Raw genomic sequence first — 22,582 nt, forward strand, 5'->3', positions numbered from 1 at the left:
TCACCAGCTGACCGGGCCGGCAGCGGGGAGCAGCACGGTCAGGCGGGTGCGGCCGATCTTCAGCAGCGAGCGGTCATGGAGGGCGACGGGCGTGCGGATCCGCTCGCCGTCGACGAAGGTGCCGTTGGTGGAGCCCAGGTCGGTGGCGATCAGGGTGGAATCCGCCTCGGCGCGCAGCTCGAGGTGATGGCGGGAGACCCCGGTGTCCTCGAGGATGATGTCCGCATCGCCGCCGCGACCGATCACGGTGACCGGGCCGGTCAGCAGGTACTGCTGCCCGTCGATCTCGATGATCGGGCTGCCGCCGGCCCCCGCCTGCGCGGCACCGGTGGCCGGGGCCACGCTGCCGCGCTCGGTGCGGGATTCGGTCTCGAACCGGCCGGTGCGCACCTCGTCGTCGCGTGCCAGTTCGATCGAGACCCCGCCGACGAACATATAGCGCTGCTTGTCGGCATGCTCGGTGAGGACCCGCTGCAGCTCGTCGAGGAGGGTGTCCTGCCAGGAGTCGAAGCGGTCGTAGTCCTGGGAGTGCAGGTAGATCGTGTAGACGTTGGGGGCGAGGGTCCGGGCGCGGTCGAGCACCTGGATCTGGTCATCGCACTCTCGCTTGAGCCCCTGTGCCAGGTCGAGCGGCTTCAGCTGGCCGCGGCCGGGCGAGAAGACGCTCGTCACGCCGCGATCGAGGCCGCGCTCGATCCGATCCAAGATCCCCACGGTGGTCCTTCGCTCTCGCAGTGGCTGACAGATGGGCGAGCGCCGATCGACGAAGTGGGTCGATGAGGCTGCTCGCCACCCGATCGTATCGCGAGAGCAGGTCCCTGCCGGGACCGCCGGGCGCGGGAGCGGCGAGGAAATCGTGCAGGGCTCGTGAAGAGGCGCGACCCTGGAGGGGAGGGACGGCGGCGCCACCCCTCCCCGGCCGGTTCAGCAGTCCGGCTCGGCTGCGCTTCAGTAGACGAGCACGCGGCGCCCCTTGATGAACCAGGAGCGCTGCCACAGCATGTCCGACGCGTCGACGGAGATCCGGCAGCAGCCGTGCGAGGCCGGGTAGGTGGGGATCGAGGTCGAGCCGTGGATCGCCCAGCCGCGGTCGTAGTAGCCGGGGCGGTAGAGGTTGCCCAGCGGACCGTTCTGCCAGCCCCTGCTGTACAGGCTGTACATCGAGAAGTCTCCTCGCGGAGTGGTCGCCGTCTTCCACCGACCCCCGGAGTAGTAGCGCTCGCCGCTGCCGGTGGAGGTGTTGAGGATGTAGGCCAGTGAGCCGCCGGTGGTGGCGATGATGATCTGCTTCTTCAGATCGACCTCGAAGCCCACGCCGGTGGTGATCCTGCGTGAGGGCCGGGTGCCGGCATCGAGCGCCCGATATGTCTTCGGACCCACGACTCCGTCCTTCCCCAGACCTGCCGCCTTCTGCAGCGCGAACACCGCCTGCTCTGTCAGGTGGCCGAAGCTGCCATCGGCTGTGCCGGCCCAGTATTTCAGGTCGTTCAGCCTCCGCTGCAGCGAGCTGACGGCAGATCCCCGACTGCCTCTGCGGAGCGTGGGCGGAGCGGCGTCCGCGGCGCCGGTGCCCAGTGCCAGCCCGGCACCCAGTGTGCCCACCCCGAGCAGCAGGGCGCGCCGGGACGGTGCAGCGATGGGCAGCAGCGCGCCGGTGGCGCGCTCCGGTCTCCGGGTGATGTCCAGGTGATTCATTCTTCCCCCTCATGCAGGTGCCGGCGGTTCGGCGAACCGTGGGTCCGGGATGCTCGTCGGTGAGCGATCGGCTACATCATGTGCACGCCAAGAACAGGTAAACAAGAGGAAAAAGCTGCAGCTCCTGAGGTTTCCCGGGAGCAATCGATAGCACTCCTGGTCGGGGCGACAAAACGGTCACGTCACGAAATGGCATCGAAGGAGGCGGGGGCTTCTGGACTGCTGACGGGGCGTGGCCCCTCGGCGGCACCGCCCGGACGTCTCGAGGCGGACAGCTCGAGGCGGATGTGCCATGTTCGGATGTGCCATATTTGAGCGCGTGGAGACCGAGACCCAGCCCGAGATCCCCGTCGACATCGACTTCGCGCATGCGGTGGGGGTGTCCGACGCCGAGCGCACCCTGCATCTCCAAGGCGATGACGCGCAGGTCTGGGACCTGGCGAGCGTCTCCAAGCCGCTGGCCGCGATCGGGGCCCTGATCGCAGTGGACCGCGGCCTCGTCGACCTCGACGAGCCCGCTGGCCCGGAGGGAGCGAGCGTGCGCCACCTGCTCGCCCACACCGCCGGCTACGCCTTCGACGGCGACGAGACCGTCGGCGCTGTCGGCGCCCGCCGCATCTACTCCAACACCGGCTTCGAGGTGCTCGCCGCGCACCTCGAGGAGGCCACCGGCTACGACTACGCCGACTGGATGGAGCAGACCGTCGTCGCAGGGCTCGACCTCACCGACCTCGAGGTCACCGGCTCGCCGGCCGCCGGCTACCGCGGCTCGATCCGCGACCTGCTGGCCGTGGGACGGGAGCTGCTCGCGCCCACGTTGATCCCCGAGGACCTCTGGCGCGAGGCGACTGCGGTCCAGTTCCCGGGGCTGGCGGGAATCCTCCCCGGCTACGGGCGGCAGAAGCCCAACGACTGGGGCTTGGGCTTCGAGATCCGCGGCCGGAAGAATCCGCACTGGACCGGCGCGCACTCCTCGCCGGAGACCTTCGGGCACTTCGGCCAGTCCGGCTCCTTCCTCTGGGTGGACCCGGCAGCCGGACTCACCGCAGCCTTCCTCGGCGCGCAGCCGTTCGGTCCCGATCACGTGCGGATCTGGCCCGGCCTCACCGATCAGATCCTCGCGCACTGGGGCGACGGGAGCGGGACCGCGCGATGAGCGCCCTGGACCTGCTCGACGATTTCGGCTTCGAGGCCGCAGCCATCGTGCTCGGCCGGGAGGGGGAGCGGGAACGGCGCGGCGACGTCCAGAGGCTGCGCCCATGGCGCTCAGTCACCAAGGCGCTCACCGGCTGCGGCGCCGCCCTGGCGCTGCAGCAGGGGTCGGTGGATCTCGAGGACCCGGCGGGCCCTCCCGGCGCGACGCTGCGCCACCTGCTCGCCCACGCCTCGGGCTACTTCTACGAGTCCGAGAGCACGCTGCAGGCCCCCGGCCTGCGCCGTCACTACTCCAACTACGGCATCGACGAGGCCGCACGACACATCGAGCGGGCGCTCGGCCGCGACTACGGCGACTGGATCCAGGAGCGCATCGCCGAACCGCTCGGGATGGGCTCCCTGCAATGGAGCGGCTCGGCCTCCGTCGGCGCCCATGGCTCCCTCACCGACCTCGCCCTCTTCGCCGCCGAGCTGCTGCAGCCCACACTGCTGGAGCCCCGCTGGTTCGCCGAGCTCACCGGCGTGCAGTTCCCCGAGCTGGTGGGGATCATGCCCGGCTTCGGCAAGCAGACCCCCAACCCGTTCGGGCTCGGCCTCGAGGTGCGCGGCGCCAAGTCCCCCCACTGGACCGGCACCGGCAACAGCGAGGCCACCGTGGGCCACTTCGGCATGCGCGGCACCGCCTTCTGGGTGGACCCCGTCGCCGGGCTCGCGCTGGTGGTCGGCACCTCCCACGACTTCTGCGACGCCCACCGAGAGGTGATGCCCCGCCTGGCCGACGCCGTGCTCACAGCGCACGGGGGCTGACGGGGCTCAGGGGGCTCGGTGGTGCCGCGTACCCCGTCGGCGCGCTCCACCCCGTCGAGCCGCTCCCCGATCGGCTGCCCCGTCCGCTCCCGTTGGCTACGTTGCGAAAAGTTCCATAATTTGGCACTTTTCTCGGCGTCGCGGAGGGGCGCCGGATGCCGCGTGACGAAAGGTCCCATATCAGCGGTACTTTTTGGGGCGTGGCGGGAGCTGGGACGTGGCGGGAGCTGGGCAGGGCGGGATCTGGGCCGGGGCGGGAGTAGGACCGGGCGGGAGCAGGACCCGGGCTGAACCGGACCGCCGGGTCAGGTGTTGTGGACCAGCGGCCCGGCCGGGTCGCGCCAGCCGGCGAGCACTTCGAGCATGCGCACCAGGCGCACCGTGGCCTCCACGTCGTGCACCCGCAGGATCCGGGCGCCGTGGTGGATGGTCCACGCCGCGGCTGCGAGCGAGCCCTCCAGGCGGTGCTCCTTGGTCAGGCCCAGCGACTCGCCCACGAAGTCCTTGCGTGACAGCGCCGCCAGCATCGGCAGGCCGAGCGAGGAGTACTGCTCGAAGCCGCGCAACAGCTCGAGGGTCTGCAGGGTGTTCTTGTTCAGGTCCGGCCCGGGATCGAGCACCACTCGCGAGCGGGGGATCCCGGCCTCGAGCGCGCGCTGGAGACGTGCGGCGAGGAAGTCTCGCACCTCGGTGACCACGTCGTCGTAATGCGGCCGGGGGAGGGGCTGACGGGGCTGTGCCACGGAATGGGTGATCACCAGGGAGGCTCCGGTCTCGGCGACCGTGGCGGCCATCCGTGGATCCGAGAGCCCGGTGGTGTCGTTGATGAGGTCTGCCCCGGCCTCGATCGCGGCCCGAGCCACCTCGGCGTCGAAGGTGTCCACCGACAGCAGCACGTGCTCGGGCAGCTCATCGCGCAGCGCGGCGATCACCGGGACCACCCGCTCGATCTCCTCCGGCGCCGGCACCGGGTCCCCGGGGGCGAACTTCACCCCGCCCACGTCGATCAGGTCCGCGCCGGCGCCGGCGGCCTCGAGCCCGGCGGCCACCGCGGCCTCCAGAGCCCAGGTGCGGCCCTCGTCGAAGAAGGAATCACGGGTGCGGTTCACGATGCCCATCACCAGCACCCGGCGGGCGGTGTCCGGCAGCGGCCGAGGTGCGGTGGGTGCGGTGGGAAGGGAGGTGGTGGAGCGCGGTGCGGCGAGAGGCCGTGGAGCACTCGGCGTCCGCTCGGGTGCGGGCGATACAGTGGATCCGGCCACGGGAGCGCGGCGTGTCGCGCTCTCGTCCAGTGCGTTGTTCATGGTCCGTTCCTCCGCGGTTCAGGCCGGGTCCCCGCGTCTTTGAGCGGTGCCCGACCTGCACTACGTTATGGGTGGACACGGAAGTGCACAATCCGGCTGCGTCGTCCTTCGCACGCCGGGACTTTGACCTGATGGAGGACTCACGAGATGAAGATCGTCGTCGCCGGTGGAGATGGATTCTGCGGCTGGCCCACTGCCCTGTACCTCTCGCAGAAGGGCCACGACGTCACCATTGTGGACAACCTGGTGCGCCGCGAGATCGATGTGGAGCTGGGCTCGAACTCCGTGACTCCGATCCTCCCGCTCCAGGAGCGGGTCGAGGTCTGGAAGGAGGTGTCCGGGAAGGACATCGCCGCCCGGATCGTGGACCTCACCGACTATGACGCCACCGCCGCCGTCATCCGGGACGTCCAGCCCGAGGCGTTCGTGCACTTCGCCGAGCACCGCTCCGCGCCCTACTCGATGATCGATCGCGCCCATGCGATCGAGAACCACCGCAACAACATCGAGGGCACCCTGAACGTGCTCTGGGCGATCAAGGACTTCGCCCCCGACTGCCACCTCGTCAAGCTCGGCACCATGGGCGAGTACGGCCAGCCGAACATCGACATCGAAGAGGGCTGGCTCGAGGTCGAGCACAAGGGCCGCAAGGACCGCCTGCCCTATCCCAAGCAGCCCGGCTCGTTCTACCACCTCACCAAGGTGCATGACAGCGACAACATCATGTTCGCCTGCAAGATCTGGGGCATCCGCGCCACCGATCTGAACCAGGGCGTGGTCTACGGCCTGGAGACCGCCGAGACGCGCCTGGACCCGCGCCTGGTCAACCGCTTCGACTACGACGCCGTGTTCGGCACCGCGCTGAACCGCTTCATCGTCCAGGCGGCCATCGGCCATGATCTCACCGTCTACGGCAACGGCTCCCAGACCCGCGGTTACCTGGACATCCAGGACACCGTGCGCTGCATCGAGCTGGCCTGCGAGAACCCGGCGGACGTCGGCGAGTTCCGCGTCTACAACCAGTTCACCGAGCAGTTCTCCGTCAAGGAGCTGGCCGAGAAGGTGCAGAAGGTCGCGGCGGACCTCGGCAACGAGGTGACCGTCTCCAGCATGGAGAACCCGCGCGTGGAGAAGTACGACCACTACTACAACGCCGTCAACACCAGCCTGCTCTCGCTGGGTCTGGAGCCGCACCTGCTGACCGACGAGCACCTCACCGAGGTCCTCAAGGTCGCGATGAACAACACCGACCGGGTCAAGCGCGAGCTGGTCATGCCCACCGTCACCTGGAAGTGACCCGCAGCCCGTGAAGATCGCGATCGTCACGGAGACCTTCCTGCCGTCGGTCGACGGCGTGGTGACCAGGCTCCGCCACGCCGTCGAGCGGATGACCGAGCTCGGCCACGAGGTCATGGTCATCGCGCCCGACCTCGGTGTCACCGAGCATCATGGGGCGCGGGTGGTGGGGGTCAAGCCCGTGACCCTGCCGTTCTACAAGCACCGCCGGTTCACTCTGCCGAACCCCACCGTGGACGGCATCATCCGCGGCTTCCACCCGGATGTGGTCCACGCCGCCCAGCCGTTGCTGCTGGCCTCCTCGGGGGCCTTCGCCGCGCATCGGCAGCGGATCCCGCTGGTCGCGAGCTATCACACGCATATCCCGCGCTACCTGGACCTCTACCGGGCCTACCGCTGGGGCAAGCGCCCCGTGTGGTGGCAGATCCGGCGCAACCACGCGCTCGCGGACATCAACATCGCCACCTCGGAGACGATGCGCGCCGAGCTCGCGACCCAGGGCATCCAGAATCTTCACGTGGTGCGCCGCGGCGTGGACACGCAAGCGTTCCATCCCCGCTTCGCCTCCGCGGAGATGCGGGAGCGCCTCACCCAGGGGCACCCGGAGAAGAAGCTCCTGGTGTTCGTGGGCCGCCTCGCTGCGGAGAAGGAGATCCACACGCTGCGACCGATGATGGAACGACGCGAGGACGTGGCGCTCGCGATCGTCGGGGACGGCCCGTACCGGCGCGAGCTCGAGCAGCTCTTCGCCGGCACCTCGACGCTGTTCCCCGGATTCATGGAGGGCGAGGAGCTCGCGGGCGCCTTCGCGAGCGCCGACGGATTCATCTTCCCCTCGGTCACCGAGACGCTGGGCCTGGTGATCCTCGAGGGGATGGCCTCCGGGCTCCCCGTGGTCGCCGCCCGCTCGGGGCCGACGATGGAACAGGTCACCGACGGGGTGGACGGGCTGCTGTTCGACTCCGGGGACGAGGCGAGCCTGGACGCGGCGCTGGTCCGGCTCGGCGACGGGGTGCTGCGCGGGCGCATCCGCGAGGCTGCCCGCGCCGAGGCGGAGAAGTTCTCCTGGGAGAACGCCTCCGATGACCTGCTGCGCTACTACGAGATGGCGATCGAGAAGCACCGCACCGGGATCACCGGCTGATATTCGGTCACTCCCTGGCCCTCGGCGCCCGGGGGATCGCGTCGATCAGCTCACGCGTGTACGCGGAGCAGGGCGCGGCGAAGACCTCCGCGGCCGGGCCCTGGTCCACGACCCGGCCCCGTTGCAGGACCGTCATCGAATCGGAGATCTGTCGCACCAGGCTCAGGTCGTGGGAGATGAACAGCATCGTCAGCGCCGGATCCTCGGCGCGCAGCGCGAAGAGCAGATCGATGATCTGCGCCTGCACGGTGACGTCGAGCGCGGAGGTGGGCTCGTCCAGCACCAGCGTGGACGGGGAGAGGATCAGCGCCCGAGCGATCGCGACGCGCTGACGCTGGCCGCCGGAGAGCCGGCCGATATGCCGCGCCGCGGTCTCCTCGGCGATCCCGACCTGTCGCAGCAGCGCCTGGGCGCGGGAACGCGCCTCCGCCTTCGCGGTCCCGCCGATGCGCAGGGGTTCTGCGACCAGGTCGACTACGCGACGGCGCGGATCGAGCGCGGCCAGCGGGTTCTGGTACACCAGCTGGAGCGCGGACGGATCGGGGTTGACGGCGGCGGGAATGCGCGGCCGCGGCGTTCCCGAGACCTCCACCGTGCCGGTGTCGAAAGCAGTCAGCCCGGCGATGATCCGGGCGAGGGTGGTCTTCCCGGATCCCGACTCTCCGACCAGCGCATGGATCTCGCCGCGCCGCACCGTGACGTCGACCTCCTCGAGCACCCGGTGGACGCCGTCGAAGGACTTCGCCAGCGCGGTGACCTGCACCGCGGGCTCGCTCTCGAGGCTCTCCCGCCGGGTCTGCAGCGTGGCTCGCGCCGCCGCGTACTTCTGCGGCGTCATCGCGGGGACGTCGCGGAACAGCTGCAGCGTGTAGGGGGCTGACGGGCTCGCGACCACCTGCGCGGAGGAGCCCTGTTCGACGACGCGGCCGTGCTGCAGCACGACCACCCGATCGCTGCGCTCCGCGGCGAGGGACAGGTCATGGGTGATCAGCAGCACCGACAGGGACAGCTCGTCGCGCAGCTCTTCGAGGAGGTCCAGCACCCGCTTCTGCACCGTGACGTCGAGGGCTGAGGTGGGCTCGTCGGCGATCAGCACGCTGGGGTTCCCGGCGAGGGCACCGGCGATCAGGACGCGCTGGAGCTGGCCGCCGGAGAGCTCATGCGGATATGCCGCGAGCTTCCGCTCCGCATCGGCGATGTGCACGGTCTCCAGCAGCTCCCGGGCGATTCGTCGCGCCTCCCGCGGGGGAACATCGCGGGCCTGGCGCACCGACTCGGCGACATGCCCTCCGACGGTCTGCAGCGGGTCCAACGAGCCCAGCGGATCCTGCGGCACATACCCCAGAATGCTGCCCCGCACCGCCTGCCAGCCGCGCTCGCCGAGGCGGGAGACGTCCTGGCCGAGCAGGTGGACGCCGCCGGTCAGCCAGCGTGCATTGTCCGCGAGCAGACCGCTGATCGCGGAGGCGATCGTGGTCTTGCCCGACCCTGATTCACCGACCAGCGCGGTGGTGCTGCCGGTGGGGACGTCGAAGGACGCCTCGATGACCGTGGGGACGATGCGGCCACCGCTCGAGTAGCCGATGCTCAGGGAATCCACCGAGATCGCGGGCGGTGCAGTGACCGCGGGCGGCGCAGCGTTCGTGGGACGCGCAGTGGCCGTGGTCGCCACGGCGGCGGGGAGCGTGAGATCGAGATCGAGGTGATGGGTGGTCATGCGGTGGTCCTCCGGATCCTTCCCAGGACACCCTGCAGATGGGATGCCGCGAGCACGGTGATGACGATGACCGCTCCCGGAGCGAGGAGCAGCCAAGGGGCGGAGAGCAGGTACTGACGGCCCTCGGCCACCAGCAGCCCCCACTCCGGGTGCGGGGGCACGGCGCCGAAGCCCAGGAAGCTCAACGAGGAGATCCAGACGATCGAGCCGCCGAACTGCAGCGGGATCAGCGAGGCGACCGGGCCCACCGCGTTGGGCAGGATGTGATGGACCAGGGTGCGCGAGCGCGAGGAGCCCTGATGCTGCGCCGCCTCGACATAGGAGGAGGTGCGCACGGTGAGGACCTCCGCGCGGGTCACCCGGGCGAAGCTCGCGATCGAGGAGATGCCCACGGCGATCGCGGCATTGATTGCTCCGAAGCCCAGGGCCACGATGATCACCATCGACAGCAGCAGGCCCGGCACGGACAGCAGCACATCGATCAGTCGGCTGACCACCGCATCGACCCAGCCGCCCAGGTAGCCCGAGATGATGCCGAGGGCGAGACCGCCCGCAAGACCCACCGCGACGGCGACGGCAGAGGCGCTGAGCGAGGTCCGCGCCCCGTGGACGATCCGGGTGTAGAGGTCGCGGCCGAGGTAGTCCGTGCCCAGCCAGTGGGTGAGCGAGGGGCCATCCAGAGCCTGCGCGGTCGCAGCGCTGAGCGGGTCGCCAGGGGCGAGCAGAGCGGGTGCGAGGACCGCGATGACCAGCAGCGCCAGCAGCAGCATCGCCGCGATGTCGACGACGCCGAGAGAGGCCAGACCGGGGGAGATCCGAGCCCGGGAAGCCAGGCCACGGGAGGCGCGGGGTGGCGCAGGACGTGTCGAGGGTACCGTCGGGGAGTGGATGCTCGTCACGGGGTCACGCTCCTTCGGTCAGGACGGGCTGGGCGGGCTCGGCAGAGCGAGCAGGCCGGTCGGGCTGGGCGGGCTGGGCAGAGCGAGTGGCCCGGGCGTCGGCTCCCAGGCGGGACTCTGTGATGCTGATCCGGGGGTCGATCACCGGGTACAGCAGGTCCGTGGCGAGGTTGATCAGCGAGTACAGCGAGGAGACCAGTAGCACCACGGCGAGCACGATGGGTCCGTCCTGCGAGCGCACCGCCTGCTCGGTGACATATCCGAGCCCTGCGCGGTGGAAGACCGATTCCACGATCACGGAGCCGGCGATGAGATCCGCGATCGTCAGGGCCAGCAGGGTCAGCGCCGGGATCGACCCGTTGCGGATGACATGCCGGGCGGCGATCGACCCCTGGGACAGGCCCCGTGAGCGGAGCACCCGGACGAAGGGCCTCCCATTCGCCTCGGTCAGCCCCTGGATGAGCACCTGGGTGATCGAGGGGCTGGCGGCGATGCCGAGGGTCAGCGCGGGGAGGATCAGGCTGGACAGACTCTCCGTGTCCAGAGACGAGACCCAGCCGAGCTGGTAGGAGAAGATCTGCAGCAGCAGCAGACCGATCAGGAAGCTGGGCGTGGCCAGGGACAGCGCCGGCACCAGGCGGGCGAGGCCGCGCACCGGCTCCCAGGGGGCGAAGACCGCGAGCAGCCCCACCGAGGCCGCGATCACTGCGGCGACGACCAGCGCCGCGAGGGCGAGCAGCAGCGTCGAGCCGAGCCCCTGCATCACCATGTCGCTCACGGCGCGGCCGGTCCCCAGCGAATAGCCGAGATCGCCCTGGAACAGGCGCCCAACCGTGATGAGGAACTGCAGCAGGGCAGGCTGATCGAGGTTGTAGTACTCGATGATCGCCTTCGCCTGCCCGGGCGGGATCGGGTTCTGGGGGTTGTCGAGGCGGTTGGCGACCGGATCGCCCGGCAGGGCGAACAGCACCCAGTAGGTGAGCAGGTAGGTGATGGCCACGACCAGCATGGCCTGGAGGATCCGGGTGATGAGATAGCGGGAGCGCATGGTGGGGGTTCTCCTCACGGGGTCACGGTCGATCGAGCCACGTGGCGTAGAACAGCGGTCGCGCCTCGGCGCTCCAGGAGAAGTCCTGCACATCGCTCTGCGCGGCGAAGATCTGGGAGTCCTTGAGCAGGGGGAGGACATAGGCGTTCTCGATGACGTGGTGCTGCAGCTCCGCCAGCAGGGCGGACCGCTCGGCGGGGTCCGTCGCAGTGGCCTGCTCAGTGAGCAGCTCATCGAGGGTCGGATCGGCGCCGTCGAGGGAGAAGGCGTCGGTGCCGTCGGCCGCCCACTGAGTGCGCAGCGTCGCCCAGGTCGCCGGATAGGGCCAGCCGGAGCGGACCGTGGCGACGTCGGGGGCGGCGTAGGCCTCGGAGACCTGGGAATAGTCCGCGTCGCGCAGCGACAGCTCGACACCGAGCTCCTTGAGCTGGGCCTGGACCAGCTGGTACAGCGGCTTGGCAGTCGAGTCGTAGACATCGATGACGGTGACCAGCGACAGGCGCTCGCCGTCCCGGCGGCGATAGCCCTCGCTGTCGAGATCCGAGAATCCTGCCTCATCGAGCAGTGCAGCGGCCTTCACCGGGTCGTAGGTGAGCTGGGTGCTGAGGTCGACGAAGCCGAAGGCGTCTTCGGTGACCACGCTCCGGGCGACCGCCCAGTTCTCGGTGTACAGGTCACTGACCAGGGAGGCGCGATCGATGCCGACCTGGAGCGCCTGGCGCACGCGCGCGTCCTGCAGCGCGGGGATCGAGACCCGCAGCTGCCAGTGATTGGTCGCGCCGATGCCCTGCGCGGAGAGGATCTGGAAGGACGGATCCTCGGCGAGCTGGAGCTCGTCGGCGGGCTGGAGGTAGCGGATCAGATCGGCCTGTCCGGAGCGGAGCGTTCCCAGCCGGGCCGTGTCGTCGGTGACGGCGTGGACCTCGAGGCGCTCGAGGCGCGCCTCGCCCTGATGTGCGAGGCTCGGCGGGGCCCAGTCGTAGCCCTGCCGCCGCACGAATACGATCTTCTCGCCGTACTTCTCGCTCTCGACGGTGAACGGGCCGCTGCCGATGATCCCGGTGATCTGCTGCTGGCTCTCCAGAGGCGCATCGATCGTGGCGTCCGCGACGAGCACGGCGGCCCATCCCGAGAGCACGTCGAGGAACTCGGCGTAGGGCTCGAGCAGGGTCACCGTGACGGTGCTGCCCGCGACGCTGATCCCCTCGAGCTGCGGCCACTGGGCCGAGGGCTGGATGCCCTTGGCGTCATCGCCCGCGGCCTGCCATTGCAGGTTCCGGGCCACGCTCGCGGCGTCCAGCGACGTGCCGTCGGAATAGGTCACGCCCTCACGGACGGCGAAGGTGTAGGTGAGGCCGTCCGCGGAGATCTCCCAGCTCTCAGCGATGTAGGGCTGCAGCTCGCCGGTGGCGGGATCCTTCCAGATCAGGCGATCGGCGATGTTCTCGAGGTAGGCAGAGTCCTGCCAGGTCCCGGCGCCCTGCGGCTGGGTGGAACGGCTCGCCTCGGCGTCGAGGTAGACGAGGGTCCCCCCGCTCACCGGGCTGCCGGTGGCGTTGCCGGCGGTGGCGCTGCCCGAGGCGGTGGCGTCGGCCCCACCACGGCTGGCCAAGCCCCAGGCGGAGGCCGCACCGACCACGGCGACCGCGGCGATTCCGCCGCCGATCATGCGTCGCCGACGGATCCTGCCGTCCTCGGAGCTGGCTCGGGCGAGGGCCTCCTCGAGTCGCTGGGAGGCGGGGTCGTGCTCGGCGGGACGGGTCTCGTCGTTCATCGGTGGGCTCCTGGTGCGGTCAGGTCACGGGGCGTGGCAGGGGGAGCGGGAGTCGCTGGTGCGACGTCCCCGAACTGCTCGGCGCTCTCTTCGACTCCGAGCTCGTAGGCGCCGATCAGCCGGCGCCGCTGCTTCATCGGGTTGTGGGAGGCGACGGTGCGAGCATGTCGCCAGAAGCGGTCGAAGCCGTGGCGCGTAGACACCTGCGAGGCGCCGCCGACCTCGAAGAGATCTGTGGTCAGGGTGAGCACCCGGTCGACGATCTCGCCCTGGATCCGGTAGACATCGCGCTTGGCCTGCCGGAAGTCCGCCTCCGAGGCGGCACCCCGCCGATGACCTTCGATGATCTGATCCCAGCGGTCGGCGACGGCCAGGACCAGGGTGCGGGCGGCGAAGGCCCCTGAGGAGGCGGAGCCGATGGTGTCCTGGACAAGGGGGTCCTCGCGGACCTCGGTGGCACCCAGGCGACCGAACAGGCGGCGGCGCCCCTGGACATAGGTCACGGACTCGCTCACCGCGGCCTGACCGATCCCGGCGATCACCGCGAGCAGGACCAGCTGGAACAGTCCCTGCCGCAGCTGGCCCTCGACAGTGGAGCGGTCGGTGCCGCGCACGTGCGCGGGGTCGACCAGGGCGCCGATGAAACGGGTGGTGCCGGTGCCGGTGAGCTGCTGGCCGAACCCGTCCCAGTCGTCCTCGCAGACCACGCCCGGCTGGTCGGTGGAGACCGTCACCAGCACCACGTCACCGTCCTCGGTGGTGGCGAGCAGGTCGATCCAGTCCGCGTAGATGCTGCCGGTCGTGTAGTACTTGGTGCCGCTGAGCACCAGCCGGTCACCCTCGCGAGTGAGGGTGGTGGCGATGTCGAGCGTCTCGGACTTCTCTGACTGGGCGTTGCCGATGAAGTCCCCGGCCACAGCGCGGGCGAACCAGAGATCCCGCTCCGCGGGCTCCGCGAACAGCGCTACTTCCTCCAGCAGCACGAAGTGCCCGCGGAAGAGGTGCGCCAGGTGGGAGTCGGCGGCGGCGAGGTCGGTGAGGTGCTCGAAGGTCTCGCGCAGCGACCACCCGAACCCACCGTGCGCCGCCGGAACCCGGACTCGCCCGAAACCGAGCTGGAGCAGCCGTGCCAGCAGTGCACGGGGCAGGACATGATCGGTCTCGCGCTGCCGCACCTGCCGGGCCGCTTCGGTGAGCAGGGCATCCCAGGCCGCTGCATTCCAGGCCGTCGCATCCCAGTCCGTGGCGTCCCAGTCCGTCACGTCTCGAGAGGCGGAGCCCCGGGCAGCGGCGTCGTTCCCCGAGGCATCGAAGGAACCGTCGACCGGTCTCGCAGCGGAGGCTGCCTCGTGAAGGGTCTCAGTCATCGGTGGGGCACCTTTTCAAGTGGGGTCGACGTCCAGGTCGTTCGCGCGCCGCGGGTGAACGCAGGGAACGCGGGGAGAGGTCGGGGGCGGAATGCGGGGGCCCTCCGAGGAGGACGCAGCCGAGCATAAGTAGCGCTTGGCCCACTCCCAAGGTTTGTGACGCGGCGCGACGGAGATCGCGAAGATGACGTCGCGAGAACGAGATCGCAAGCAGGGCGCCGCGCGAGCAGGACTGCGAACACGGCGCCGCGAGACCGGTGTCGGCATACGGGAAGGATCGACGCCATTGCCTCTTCACCCGCATGATCGAGGGATGACGAGCACTGCCCCCATGCCTCAGCCCCGCCCCGTTCCGCTCGAGAACCCACGGGTGCGGCTCGAGCCGCTCGGCGAGCAGCACGTGGACGGGCTGCGCGACGTGGTGGCCGACGGGGAGATCTGGAAGATCCCCTACGCGCCCCATGTCCCGGCTCCGGAGCGGGTCGCGGAGGCCGTTGCCGCGCAGTGCGCCTCCGATACCGCCGGGACGACGGCCTCCTGGGCCGTGATCGACCGGGCGAGCGAGCGGGTGGTCGGCCACACGTCTTTCCTGAACATCTCCCTGCGGGACCGACGCCTCGAGATCGGCACCACCTATCTGGCAGCCTCGATCCACCGCACCGGGATCAACGCCGCAGTAAAGCTGACCCTGCTCACCCATGCTTTCGAGGAGCTCGGCTGCCTCGGCGTCGAGTTCCGGGTCCACCACTTGAACATCGCCTCACGCCGCGCCGTCGAACGACTCGGCGCGCAGCAGGATGGGATCCTGCGCGCGCACCGGATCATGCCTGACGGCACCCTGCGCCATACCGTCGTCTACTCGATCCTGGCCGACGAGTGGAGCGGTGTGAAGGCGTCCCTGGAGCACCGTCTGCGCCGCTGAGCGCTCTGGCCCCTCCTGCGGGGCATGGGCGAGGCCCGGCCCCGCGTGCGGCGGAACCGGGCCTCGGTGAGTCGGCGTGCGGACCGACGGCGGGATCAGCGGTAGGTGACGAACCCGGTGGGGTTGCCCCATAGACCGCGCTCGACGACCTGCTGCTTCGAGCCGGAAGCGTCGATGATCTGGCCGTCGCCGGCGTAGATTGCGACGTGGCCGGGCCACACGACGAGGTCGCCGGGCTGCGCCTCCGACGGGGAGATGCTGCGGCCCTGGGCGGCGATCTGGCTGCTGGTGCGCGGCACCTCGATGCCGGCGGCCTCGTACGCGTGGTTCACCAGGCCCGAGCAGTCCATGCCGCCGAGCGAGCTGCCACCCCAGGAGTAGGGGGTGCCGACGGCGGAGCGGGCAGCGTCGACGATCGCGCTGCCGGTCCCGGAGGTGATGGAGGTCGGGACCGTGGTCGCACCGGCGGTCGGCGCGCCCGCGGAGGAGCCCCCGAAGGAGGGGGCGCCGCCGAGCGCGCCGTGCGTCTCGGGGCCCACCACGCCGTCGACCTGGAGGCCGTTCGCGGCCTGGAAGTCCTGGACCGCGGCGACGGTCATGGAGCCGAAGTAGCCGGTCTCGGGCAGCTCTGCGCCTTGAGCGTTCAGCGCGGACTGCAGCGCCTCGACGGCCTCGCCGGAATCGCCCTGGCGCAGCTTCTGGGACGAGCTGCCGGAGTCGGAGCCAGAAGCGGCGGGAGCCGAATGGGCGGCGCTGGGGTCTTCATCGCCGCCGGCGAGTGCGGTGTCGTTCGCCATCGCGGAGGTGCCGCCGGCGAAGGCGGCGCCGACCAGGACGGTGCCGAGCACGGCGCTGCCGCCGAGAGCGCGCGCCGCGCGGTGGGTGCCGGTGAGCGGGGTGACAGCGCGGCCGACTGCGCGGTGCGTGTTCAGATGTGCCATGGGGTCTGGTCCTTCTCGCGTACTGCTGGTGGTCTGGTGCATTCCGCGACGCGGCTCTCGGGGAGCGGTGAGATCCTGTGGGAGCGGGCCCACAGCCGGAGAGCCCGGGGAATGCGAGATCAACACTAGGAGCGGCTCCCGCGCACGTGAAGAGACGTGAACCGGCCGAAGAGAAGCATTTGTCGGCCCTTGGCCTGCGGGGCGGCCCAGATGGCCTCGACATGGTGTGACTTGACCTCTGCGGATGACCTGCGGCACACGTGCGGCGCAGGTGCGAAGGGAGCGAAGAACGCTGGGAGAGCGGGCCCCGATGTGGTGGGATGGCTCGATGAGCACAGCCCAGGACAGCCCCGTGCAGATCAGCCCTGTCGACCGCACCGACCGTGAGGCGCTGCTCGCCTGGAACGCCGTGCTGGGGGAGGGGTTCAACGCTGGGCGCGAAGCGGCCTGGTGGGCGAGCGAGGAGACGATCCTTGCCCGCTTCGCGGACCCGAAGCCCGGGCGCCTGTCCGTGCTGCTGGTGGCGCAGAACGAGGGGGAGCTGGTCGGGGCAGCCGGGGCCGACGTCGACCCCGGGGACCCTGCCGAGGTCGAGATCTCCGTGCTCCCGGCACATCGTCGCCAGGGCATCGGCACGGCGCTCGCCGCTGCCGTGCGCGGCGCGCTGACCGGTCACGCCGCGGTGGTCCAGGCCGAGACCTACAGCGCGGAGGGCGTCGCCTTCGCCCGCGCGCAGGGGCTGCGCGTCGCGAATCAGGAGCACCGCCTGCTGCTCGCTCTGCCGCTGGACCCCGCGCTGCTGCAGGCCGAGGCGCGCCCCGCGCCCGGGATCGAGGTGCGCACCTGGCAGGGCGCCTGCCCCGAGGAGTTCCTCGAGGACTGGGCGCGCCTCACCACCCAGATGGAGGCCGACGTGCCGATGGGCGACCTCACCCGCCCGGCCTCCCGCGCCGATGTCAACGAGATCCGCCGCAACGAGCAGCGCATGCACGCTCAGGGCTGGGCGCTCGTGCGCGGTCTCGCCCACGACGGCGGAGTCGCAGTCGGATACACCGAGCTCTTCGTGAACCGTCATGACCCCGAGATCCTCACCCAGGACGACACCCTGGTGGACCGCGCGCACCGCGGCCGGGGCATCGGTCGCGCCCTGAAGCTCGCCAACCTCGAGAATCTCGTTGCCGTTCCCGAGGCGAAGTCCTCACGCTGGATCCAGACCTACACGGCGCTCGACAACGCCCCGATGCTCTCCCTGAACCGGGCGCTCGGCTTCCGGGAGGCGGACGTGCTGAGCATCCTGGAGGGCGAGCTCGGCTGAGCGGGACTGCTCGGTGTGACCTATTCCGCACGGATCTCTTCCCGCTTCCTCTTCGGGCCGCGACTATGACGGCTTATGACGAGAATCTGGCGTCGGTGCCGCGTCGGCGTTCATGATCGGCGGCATGACCAGTACCGCCACCACCCCTGATCTGCGCCCGGGCCTTGCGCCTGACGCCGACGCGCCCCCTGCGCGGGGACGGCCGAACGGCGTGCGCCTGGACGCCATCGCCCGCACCTTCGACTCCCCGCAGGAGCGTCATGAGGTGCTGCGCGAGGTCGACGTGGAGCTCGGCTCGGGAGAGATCGTCGCGGTCGTCGGCCCCTCGGGCTGCGGGAAGTCCACCCTGCTGCGCCTGATCGCGGGCCTGGACCGACCCACCGCCGGCGTGATCCGGATCGGGGGCACCGCCCTGACCGGCACCGATCCGCGCACCGCGGTCGCCTTCCAGGAACCCCGGTTGCTGCCCTGGCGCACCCTCGAGAAGAACGTGGCCCTGGGCCTGCCCCGCGGCACCGGGAAGCGCGAGGGCCGCGAGCGGGTGCGCGAGCTGCTGGCGCTGGTGGGCCTCGAGCACGCCGCCGACCAGCGACCCCGCGAGGTCTCCGGCGGCATGGCCCAGCGCGCCTCGCTCGCCCGGGCCCTGGCCCGCAGCCCCGAGGTGCTCCTGCTCGATGAGCCCTTCGGCGCGCTCGACGCCCTGACCCGCCTGCGCATGCAGGACCTGCTGCTGGAGATCCACGCCGCCGAGCCCACCACGATCTTCGTGGTCACCCACGACGTCGAAGAGGCGCTGTACCTCGCCGACCGGGTGCTGCTGCTGCGCTCCCTGCGTGAGGACCCCACCTCCGGCTCGATCGCCCGCGTCGTCGAGGTGCCCGGGGCTCGGCCCCGCGACCGCGCCGACCACGCGCTCGCCGAGCTCCGCGTGGAGCTGCTCGAGGGTCTCGGCGTGCACGCCCATCCCAGAACACCCACCCCCGGGCCTGCCACAGCGTCCGCCCCCGCACTCACGACGGAGAACCTCTCATGACCCACCGCATCAGCCGCCGCACCGCCACCGCCCTCGGACTCTCCGCCGTGGCCGGGATCGGCCTGGCCGCCTGCGTGCCCGGGGAGGGCTCCGAGGACACAGCGGGTTCCGGCGGCTCCGGCGGCGAGGGCGGCGCGGGGGAGTGGAGCACCGACTCGCTCACCATCGACTGGGCCACCTACAACCCCCTCAGCCTCGTGATCCGCGACCAGCAGCTGATCGAGACCGTGCTCGGCGAGTCGGTGAGCGTGGAGTGGGTGCAGTCGGCCGGCTCCAACAAGGCCAACGAGTTCCTGCGCTCGGGCTCCGCGGATATCGCGTCCACCGCCGGCTCGGCCGCGCTGCTGGCCCGCGCCAATGGCTCCCCGATCAAGGTCATCGACATCTACTCCCAGCCCGAGTGGGCCGCGCTCGTGGTCGGCGAGGACAGCGACATCACCGTCCCTGCCGATCTCGCCGGCCGGGCCGTCGCCGCCACCCCCGGCACCGACCCGTACTTCTTCCTGGTCCAGACCCTTACCGAGGCGGGACTGAGCATCCAGGACGTGGAGCTGCAGCCGCTCCAGCACGCCGACGGCCGCTCCGCCCTCGAGGGCGGCAGCGTCGAGGCCTGGTCGGGCCTGGACCCGATCATGGCCGCCGCCGAGGTGGAGTCCGGTGCCCAGCTGGTCTACCGCAACGTCGACTTCAACACCTACGGGTTCCTCAACGCCACCGAGGACTTCATCGAGAACCACGCCGACGTCGCCCAGGTGGTCGTCGACGCCTATGAGCAGGCCCGCACCTGGGCGCTCGCGAACCTCGAGGCCACCGCGCAGCTGCTGGCCGATGCGGCCGGCATCGACCTCGCGGTCGCCACCACCGTGATCACCGAGCGCTCGAACCTCGACGTCTCCGGCGTGCCCGGTGAGGACCAGCTCGCCGTCCTCGAGGCGATCTCCCCGATGCTCTCCGACTCCGGGGACGTCCGGGGCGGGGCCGACGCGGTCGAGAAGGCCCGCGGCTCGATCCTCCACGCTGACTTCGCGACGGCCGCAGTGGAGAAGCAGACGGCGGAGAAGCAGTGAGCGCGACCACCGCGACAGCCCCGCCGACCGCTGCGTCCCCGGTCGGAGCGGAACACGCATCCGCTGAAGGCCGCACCGCCTTCTGGGAGCGCACCGGAGTGCGCCTCGCCGCCGGCGCCGTGCTGCCGCTGCTGATCCTCGCCGCCTGGCAGCTCACCACCGCCGCCGGGCTGGTGCCCGCCTACCGCCTGCCCGGCCCGCTGACCGTGCTGCAGGCCGGGGTCGAGCTGATCGAGCGCGGCGAGCTGGGTCTGCACATCGCCATCTCGGTGCAGCGCGTGCTGCTGGGCTTCGCGATCGGCTCCCTCGTGGGCCTCGCCGTCGCCGCGATCGTGGGCCTGTCCCGCGCAGGCGATGCACTGCTGAACCCGACCCTCGCCGCGCTGCGCGCCGTGCCCTCACTCGCCTGGGTGCCGCTGCTGATCCTGTGGCTGCAGATCGGGGAGGAATCCAAGGTCACGCTGATCGCGATCGGTGCCTTCTTCCCGGTGTTCACGACCGTCGCCGCGGCCCTGCGCCACATCGACCCCCACCTGGTGGAGGCCGGGCGGTGCTTCGGCCTGCGCGGCTGGTCCCTGTTCCGCACCATCCAGCTGCCGGCCGTGGTGCCCTCGGTCGTCTCCGGGCTGCGCCTCGCGCTGGCCCAGGCCTGGCTGTTCCTGGTCGCCGCCGAGCTGATCGCCTCCTCGATGGGGCTGGGATTCATCCTCAACGACTCCCAGCAGACGGGCCGCGTGGATCGGATCCTGCTCGCGATCGTGCTGCTGGCGCTGCTGGGCAGCCTGACCAACGCCCTGCTGGGCCTCGCCGAGAAGAAGCTGCTGAAGAGGTGGACATGAGCATCACCGAGACCGCCGCGGATCCCCTCGCAGGGACCGCCGCCGGCGCTGCCGCCGAGACCCGGCTGGTCGAGACCCGCAGCTTCCCGCCGAACCCCGCGCTCGAGGGGACGTGGAACGTCGATGCGAGCATCTACGCGACGGCGTCGGCCGATCCGACCGCCTTCTGGGAGGCCGCCGCGCACCGGCTCGACTGGGCAGAGCCCTGGCACACCGCCCTGGAATGGGAGGCGCCGACGGTCGCACCGGCTGCCGACCCCGCCGCCGACTCCGCCGCCGGCTCTGCTGCCCGCACGACCGCCGACTCCGCCGCCGAGGAGCTCAGCGTCCCCGCCGCCCGCTGGTTCGTGGGCGGCCGGCTGAACGTCGCCGAGAACTGCGTGGACCGCCACGTGCGCGCCGGCAACGGCACCAAGGTCGCCCTGCACTTCGAGGGCGAGCCGGGGGACCGGGAGTCCGTCACCTACGAGGATCTCCAGCGCCGCGTCTCCCAGGCCGCGAACGCCCTGACGGACCTGGGCATCGAGCCCGGGGACCGGGTGGTCGTCTACCTCCCGGTGCTCGTGGAGACCGTGGTCATCGCGCTGGCCTGCGCCCGGATCGGCGCCGTGCACTCGCTCGTCTTCGGCGGGTTCAGCGCCGAGGCGGTGCGCTTCCGCCTGCAGGACACGAGGGCGAAGCTGCTGGTCACCTCCGACGGACAGTTCCGCCGCGGTCAGGCCGTCGAGGTGAAGTCCCAGGCCGACGCCGCCGCCCGCGACCTGCCCGAGCTCGAGCACGTGCTGGTCGTGCGCCGCACCGGCCAGGACATCGCCTGGACCGAAGGCCGCGACGTCTGGTGGCACGAGAGCGTCGGCACGGCGAGCGAGACGCATGAGGCCCGCAGCTTCGACGCCGAGCATCCGCTGTTCATCATCTACACCTCCGGCACCACCGGCAAGCCCAAGGGTCTGGTCCACACCAGCGGCGGCTATCTCGCCCACACCTCCTGGGCGCACTGGGCGCATTTCGATGCCAAGCCCGGCGACGTCCACTGGTGCACCGCGGATCTGGCCTGGGTCACCGCCCATACCTACGAGATCTACGGCCCGCTCTCCAACGGCCTCACCCAGGTGATCTACGAGGGGACCCCGGGCGAGCCCACCCGGGAGCGGCATCTGGAGATCATCGAGCGCTACGGCGTCACCGTCTACTACACCGCCCCCACCCTGATCCGCACCTTCATGAGCTGGTTCGGGGACACGCTGCCCACCGGGCACGACCTCTCCTCGCTGCGCCTGCTGGGCACCGTCGGCGAGGCGATCAACCCCGAGGCCTGGGTGTGGTTCCACCGCACCTTCGGCCGCGGCGAGCTGCCGATCATCGACACCTGGTGGCAGTCCGAGACCGGCGCCGCGATGCTGGTCCCGCTGCCCGGCGTGACCACGCTGAAGCCCGGCTCCGCGACCGTGCCGCTGCCCGGCATCGACATGGCCGTGGTCGATGCAGAAGGCCGTGAGCAGCCCGCGGGCGTGGCCGGCACCCTGGTGGCCCGTCGGCCCTGGCCCGGGATGGCCCGCACCGTCTGGGGCGACCCCGAGCGGTACCGCGACTCCTACTGGAAGGACTACGCGGGCCGGGGCGAGCACGGCGGCTATTACGTCGCCGGGGACTCCGCCACGGTCGATGCCGACGGGTGCTTCTGGATCCTCGGCCGCCTGGACGACGTCGTGAACGTCTCCGGGCACCGGCTGTCCACCATCGAGATCGAATCTGCGCTGGTCGCGGACCGCACCGTGCAGGAGGTCGGCGCCACCGGGGTCCAGGATCCGCTCACCGGGCAGGCGGTCGCGGTGTTCGTGATCCCGGCGGGTTCAGCGGGTGCAGTGGGTTCAGCGGGGGCTGCGGATTCGTCGGCCCTGGACGTGCCCGCCCTGCGGGCCCGCGTCGCCACCGAGATCGGCCCGATCGCCAAACCCCGCTTCGTGATCCAGGTGCCGGACCTGCCCCGCACCCGCTCCGGCAAGATCATGCGCCGCCTGCTCGCCCAGCTCGTGCACGCCGAGCGGGACCGCCGCGCGGGCCGCCCGCCGGTGCCGCTGGGGGACATCACCTCGCTGCAGAACCCGGAGGCCGTCGACGCCGTGGCCGAGGTGCTCGCCGCGCTGCCGGCGGAGGATCCCACCGTCGCCCCACTCTCCTGACCTGACCTGACCCGATGTGACCTGACCTCCCTGACCCGACCTCGACAGACTCCACCTACTCCGACCCTGGAGGAAT

19 protein-coding genes are annotated in these 22,582 nt (G+C 70.8%); 10 read left to right on the plus strand and 9 right to left on the minus strand.

Going from position 1 to position 22,582, the window contains the following annotated elements:
• Together ACT3T9_RS02420 and ACT3T9_RS02425 are read right to left on the minus strand one after the other, a co-directional pair.
• Complete coding sequence (locus tag ACT3T9_RS02420) at positions 1-714, minus strand: FhaA domain-containing protein (RefSeq protein ID WP_444502335.1); 714 nt, start codon at positions 712-714, stop codon at positions 1-3.
• Positions 715-948: 234 nt separating this feature from the next.
• On the minus strand, positions 949-1,695 hold the full coding sequence (locus ACT3T9_RS02425) for a L,D-transpeptidase family protein (protein ID WP_444502334.1): 747 nt from the start codon (positions 1,693-1,695) through the stop codon (positions 949-951).
• Between the two features lie 292 nt (positions 1,696-1,987).
• Between ACT3T9_RS02425 and ACT3T9_RS02430 the strand changes: the two genes are divergently transcribed.
• Together ACT3T9_RS02430 and ACT3T9_RS02435 are read left to right on the plus strand one after the other, a co-directional pair.
• Complete coding sequence (locus ACT3T9_RS02430) at positions 1,988-2,851, plus strand: serine hydrolase domain-containing protein (RefSeq protein WP_441443622.1); 864 nt, start codon at positions 1,988-1,990, stop codon at positions 2,849-2,851.
• Positions 2,848-3,657 (plus strand): serine hydrolase domain-containing protein, encoded by an 810-nt coding sequence (locus tag ACT3T9_RS02435; protein ID WP_441443623.1) that lies wholly within the window; start codon positions 2,848-2,850, stop codon positions 3,655-3,657. The genes ACT3T9_RS02430 and ACT3T9_RS02435 overlap by 4 nt, the downstream gene beginning before the upstream one ends.
• Positions 3,658-3,962: 305 nt before the next feature.
• Here the strand turns inward: ACT3T9_RS02435 and folP are convergent, their stop codons facing one another.
• Complete coding sequence (folP, locus tag ACT3T9_RS02440) at positions 3,963-4,961, minus strand: dihydropteroate synthase (protein ID WP_442332025.1); 999 nt, start codon at positions 4,959-4,961, stop codon at positions 3,963-3,965.
• 147 nt (positions 4,962-5,108) lie between these two features.
• Between folP and ACT3T9_RS02445 the strand changes: the two genes are divergently transcribed.
• Positions 5,109-6,257, plus strand: coding sequence for an NAD-dependent epimerase/dehydratase family protein (locus tag ACT3T9_RS02445; RefSeq protein ID WP_441443625.1), 1,149 nt, complete (start codon positions 5,109-5,111; stop codon positions 6,255-6,257).
• 10 nt (positions 6,258-6,267) lie between these two features.
• The gene (locus ACT3T9_RS02450; protein WP_444502214.1) at positions 6,268-7,401 is read left to right on the plus strand and encodes a glycosyltransferase; all 1,134 of its coding nucleotides are present in this window, start codon (positions 6,268-6,270) and stop codon (positions 7,399-7,401) included.
• A 7-nt stretch (positions 7,402-7,408) separates the two neighbouring features.
• On the opposite strand, the gene ACT3T9_RS02455 is transcribed toward ACT3T9_RS02450, so the two are convergent.
• The 5 genes from ACT3T9_RS02455 to ACT3T9_RS02475 are packed head-to-tail and all read right to left on the minus strand — an operon-like array spanning position 7,409 to position 14,206.
• On the minus strand, positions 7,409-9,118 hold the full coding sequence (locus ACT3T9_RS02455; protein ID WP_442332026.1) for an ATP-binding cassette domain-containing protein: 1,710 nt from the start codon (positions 9,116-9,118) through the stop codon (positions 7,409-7,411).
• Positions 9,115-10,017, minus strand: coding sequence for an ABC transporter permease (locus tag ACT3T9_RS02460; protein WP_444502213.1), 903 nt, complete (start codon positions 10,015-10,017; stop codon positions 9,115-9,117). Before ACT3T9_RS02460 ends, ACT3T9_RS02455 begins: the two co-directional genes overlap by 4 nt.
• Positions 10,018-10,021: 4 nt before the next feature.
• Entirely contained in the window at positions 10,022-11,083 is a 1,062-nt protein-coding gene (locus ACT3T9_RS02465; protein WP_442332028.1) for an ABC transporter permease, read from the minus strand.
• 4 nt (positions 11,084-11,087) lie between these two features.
• Entirely contained in the window at positions 11,088-12,839 is a 1,752-nt protein-coding gene (locus ACT3T9_RS02470) for an ABC transporter substrate-binding protein (protein ID WP_442332029.1), read from the minus strand.
• Entirely contained in the window at positions 12,836-14,206 is a 1,371-nt protein-coding gene (locus ACT3T9_RS02475) for an acyl-CoA dehydrogenase family protein (RefSeq protein ID WP_442332030.1), read from the minus strand. Before ACT3T9_RS02475 ends, ACT3T9_RS02470 begins: the two co-directional genes overlap by 4 nt.
• Before the next feature lie 313 nt (positions 14,207-14,519).
• On the opposite strand from ACT3T9_RS02475, the gene ACT3T9_RS02480 reads away from it, so the two are divergent.
• Complete coding sequence (locus tag ACT3T9_RS02480; protein WP_444502212.1) at positions 14,520-15,128, plus strand: GNAT family N-acetyltransferase; 609 nt, start codon at positions 14,520-14,522, stop codon at positions 15,126-15,128.
• Between the two features lie 95 nt (positions 15,129-15,223).
• Here the strand turns inward: ACT3T9_RS02480 and ACT3T9_RS02485 are convergent, their stop codons facing one another.
• On the minus strand, positions 15,224-16,069 hold the full coding sequence (locus tag ACT3T9_RS02485) for a C40 family peptidase (RefSeq protein WP_444605891.1): 846 nt from the start codon (positions 16,067-16,069) through the stop codon (positions 15,224-15,226).
• 328 nt (positions 16,070-16,397) lie between these two features.
• Here ACT3T9_RS02485 and ACT3T9_RS02490 point away from each other — a divergent pair, with 328 nt between their 5' ends.
• The 5 genes from ACT3T9_RS02490 (at position 16,398) to acs (ending at position 22,506) form a co-directional block, all read left to right on the plus strand.
• A complete protein-coding gene (locus ACT3T9_RS02490; RefSeq protein ID WP_444599395.1) occupies positions 16,398-17,384 on the plus strand; it encodes a GNAT family N-acetyltransferase in 987 nt (328 codons plus the stop codon).
• A 124-nt stretch (positions 17,385-17,508) separates the two neighbouring features.
• Positions 17,509-18,417 (plus strand): ABC transporter ATP-binding protein, encoded by a 909-nt coding sequence (locus ACT3T9_RS02495; protein WP_444605892.1) that lies wholly within the window; start codon positions 17,509-17,511, stop codon positions 18,415-18,417.
• Positions 18,414-19,484 (plus strand): aliphatic sulfonate ABC transporter substrate-binding protein, encoded by a 1,071-nt coding sequence (locus ACT3T9_RS02500; RefSeq protein WP_444605893.1) that lies wholly within the window; start codon positions 18,414-18,416, stop codon positions 19,482-19,484. Before ACT3T9_RS02495 ends, ACT3T9_RS02500 begins: the two co-directional genes overlap by 4 nt.
• Entirely contained in the window at positions 19,481-20,323 is an 843-nt protein-coding gene (locus tag ACT3T9_RS02505; protein ID WP_441443637.1) for an ABC transporter permease, read from the plus strand. Before ACT3T9_RS02500 ends, ACT3T9_RS02505 begins: the two co-directional genes overlap by 4 nt.
• The gene (acs, locus tag ACT3T9_RS02510; RefSeq protein WP_444605894.1) at positions 20,320-22,506 is read left to right on the plus strand and encodes an acetate--CoA ligase; all 2,187 of its coding nucleotides are present in this window, start codon (positions 20,320-20,322) and stop codon (positions 22,504-22,506) included. Before ACT3T9_RS02505 ends, acs begins: the two co-directional genes overlap by 4 nt.
• The last annotated feature ends 76 nt before the right edge of the window (positions 22,507-22,582 follow it).

The sequence above is a fragment of the Brachybacterium sp. AOP29-B2-41 genome, assembly GCF_052378395.1.
Lineage (GTDB): Bacteria > Actinomycetota > Actinomycetes > Actinomycetales > Dermabacteraceae > Brachybacterium.

What these genes read in the sequence shown, in the direction of transcription:
- ACT3T9_RS02425 (WP_444502334.1), bottom strand. Translation starts at nt 1,695, where the DNA reads ATGAATCACCTGGACATCACCCGGAGACCGGAGCGCGCCACCGGCGCG.
- ACT3T9_RS02430 (WP_441443622.1), top strand. Translation starts at nt 1,988, where the DNA reads ATGTTCGGATGTGCCATATTTGAGCGCGTGGAGACCGAGACCCAGCCC.
- ACT3T9_RS02435 (WP_441443623.1), top strand. Translation starts at nt 2,848, where the DNA reads ATGAGCGCCCTGGACCTGCTCGACGATTTCGGCTTCGAGGCCGCAGCC.
- folP (WP_442332025.1), bottom strand. Translation starts at nt 4,961, where the DNA reads ATGAACAACGCACTGGACGAGAGCGCGACACGCCGCGCTCCCGTGGCC.
- ACT3T9_RS02445 (WP_441443625.1), top strand. Translation starts at nt 5,109, where the DNA reads ATGAAGATCGTCGTCGCCGGTGGAGATGGATTCTGCGGCTGGCCCACT.
- ACT3T9_RS02455 (WP_442332026.1), bottom strand. Translation starts at nt 9,118, where the DNA reads ATGACCACCCATCACCTCGATCTCGATCTCACGCTCCCCGCCGCCGTG.
- ACT3T9_RS02470 (WP_442332029.1), bottom strand. Translation starts at nt 12,839, where the DNA reads ATGAACGACGAGACCCGTCCCGCCGAGCACGACCCCGCCTCCCAGCGA.
- ACT3T9_RS02475 (WP_442332030.1), bottom strand. Translation starts at nt 14,206, where the DNA reads ATGACTGAGACCCTTCACGAGGCAGCCTCCGCTGCGAGACCGGTCGAC.
- ACT3T9_RS02480 (WP_444502212.1), top strand. Translation starts at nt 14,520, where the DNA reads ATGACGAGCACTGCCCCCATGCCTCAGCCCCGCCCCGTTCCGCTCGAG.
- ACT3T9_RS02485 (WP_444605891.1), bottom strand. Translation starts at nt 16,069, where the DNA reads ATGGCACATCTGAACACGCACCGCGCAGTCGGCCGCGCTGTCACCCCG.
- ACT3T9_RS02490 (WP_444599395.1), top strand. Translation starts at nt 16,398, where the DNA reads ATGAGCACAGCCCAGGACAGCCCCGTGCAGATCAGCCCTGTCGACCGC.
- ACT3T9_RS02495 (WP_444605892.1), top strand. Translation starts at nt 17,509, where the DNA reads ATGACCAGTACCGCCACCACCCCTGATCTGCGCCCGGGCCTTGCGCCT.
- ACT3T9_RS02500 (WP_444605893.1), top strand. Translation starts at nt 18,414, where the DNA reads ATGACCCACCGCATCAGCCGCCGCACCGCCACCGCCCTCGGACTCTCC.
- acs (WP_444605894.1), top strand. Translation starts at nt 20,320, where the DNA reads ATGAGCATCACCGAGACCGCCGCGGATCCCCTCGCAGGGACCGCCGCC.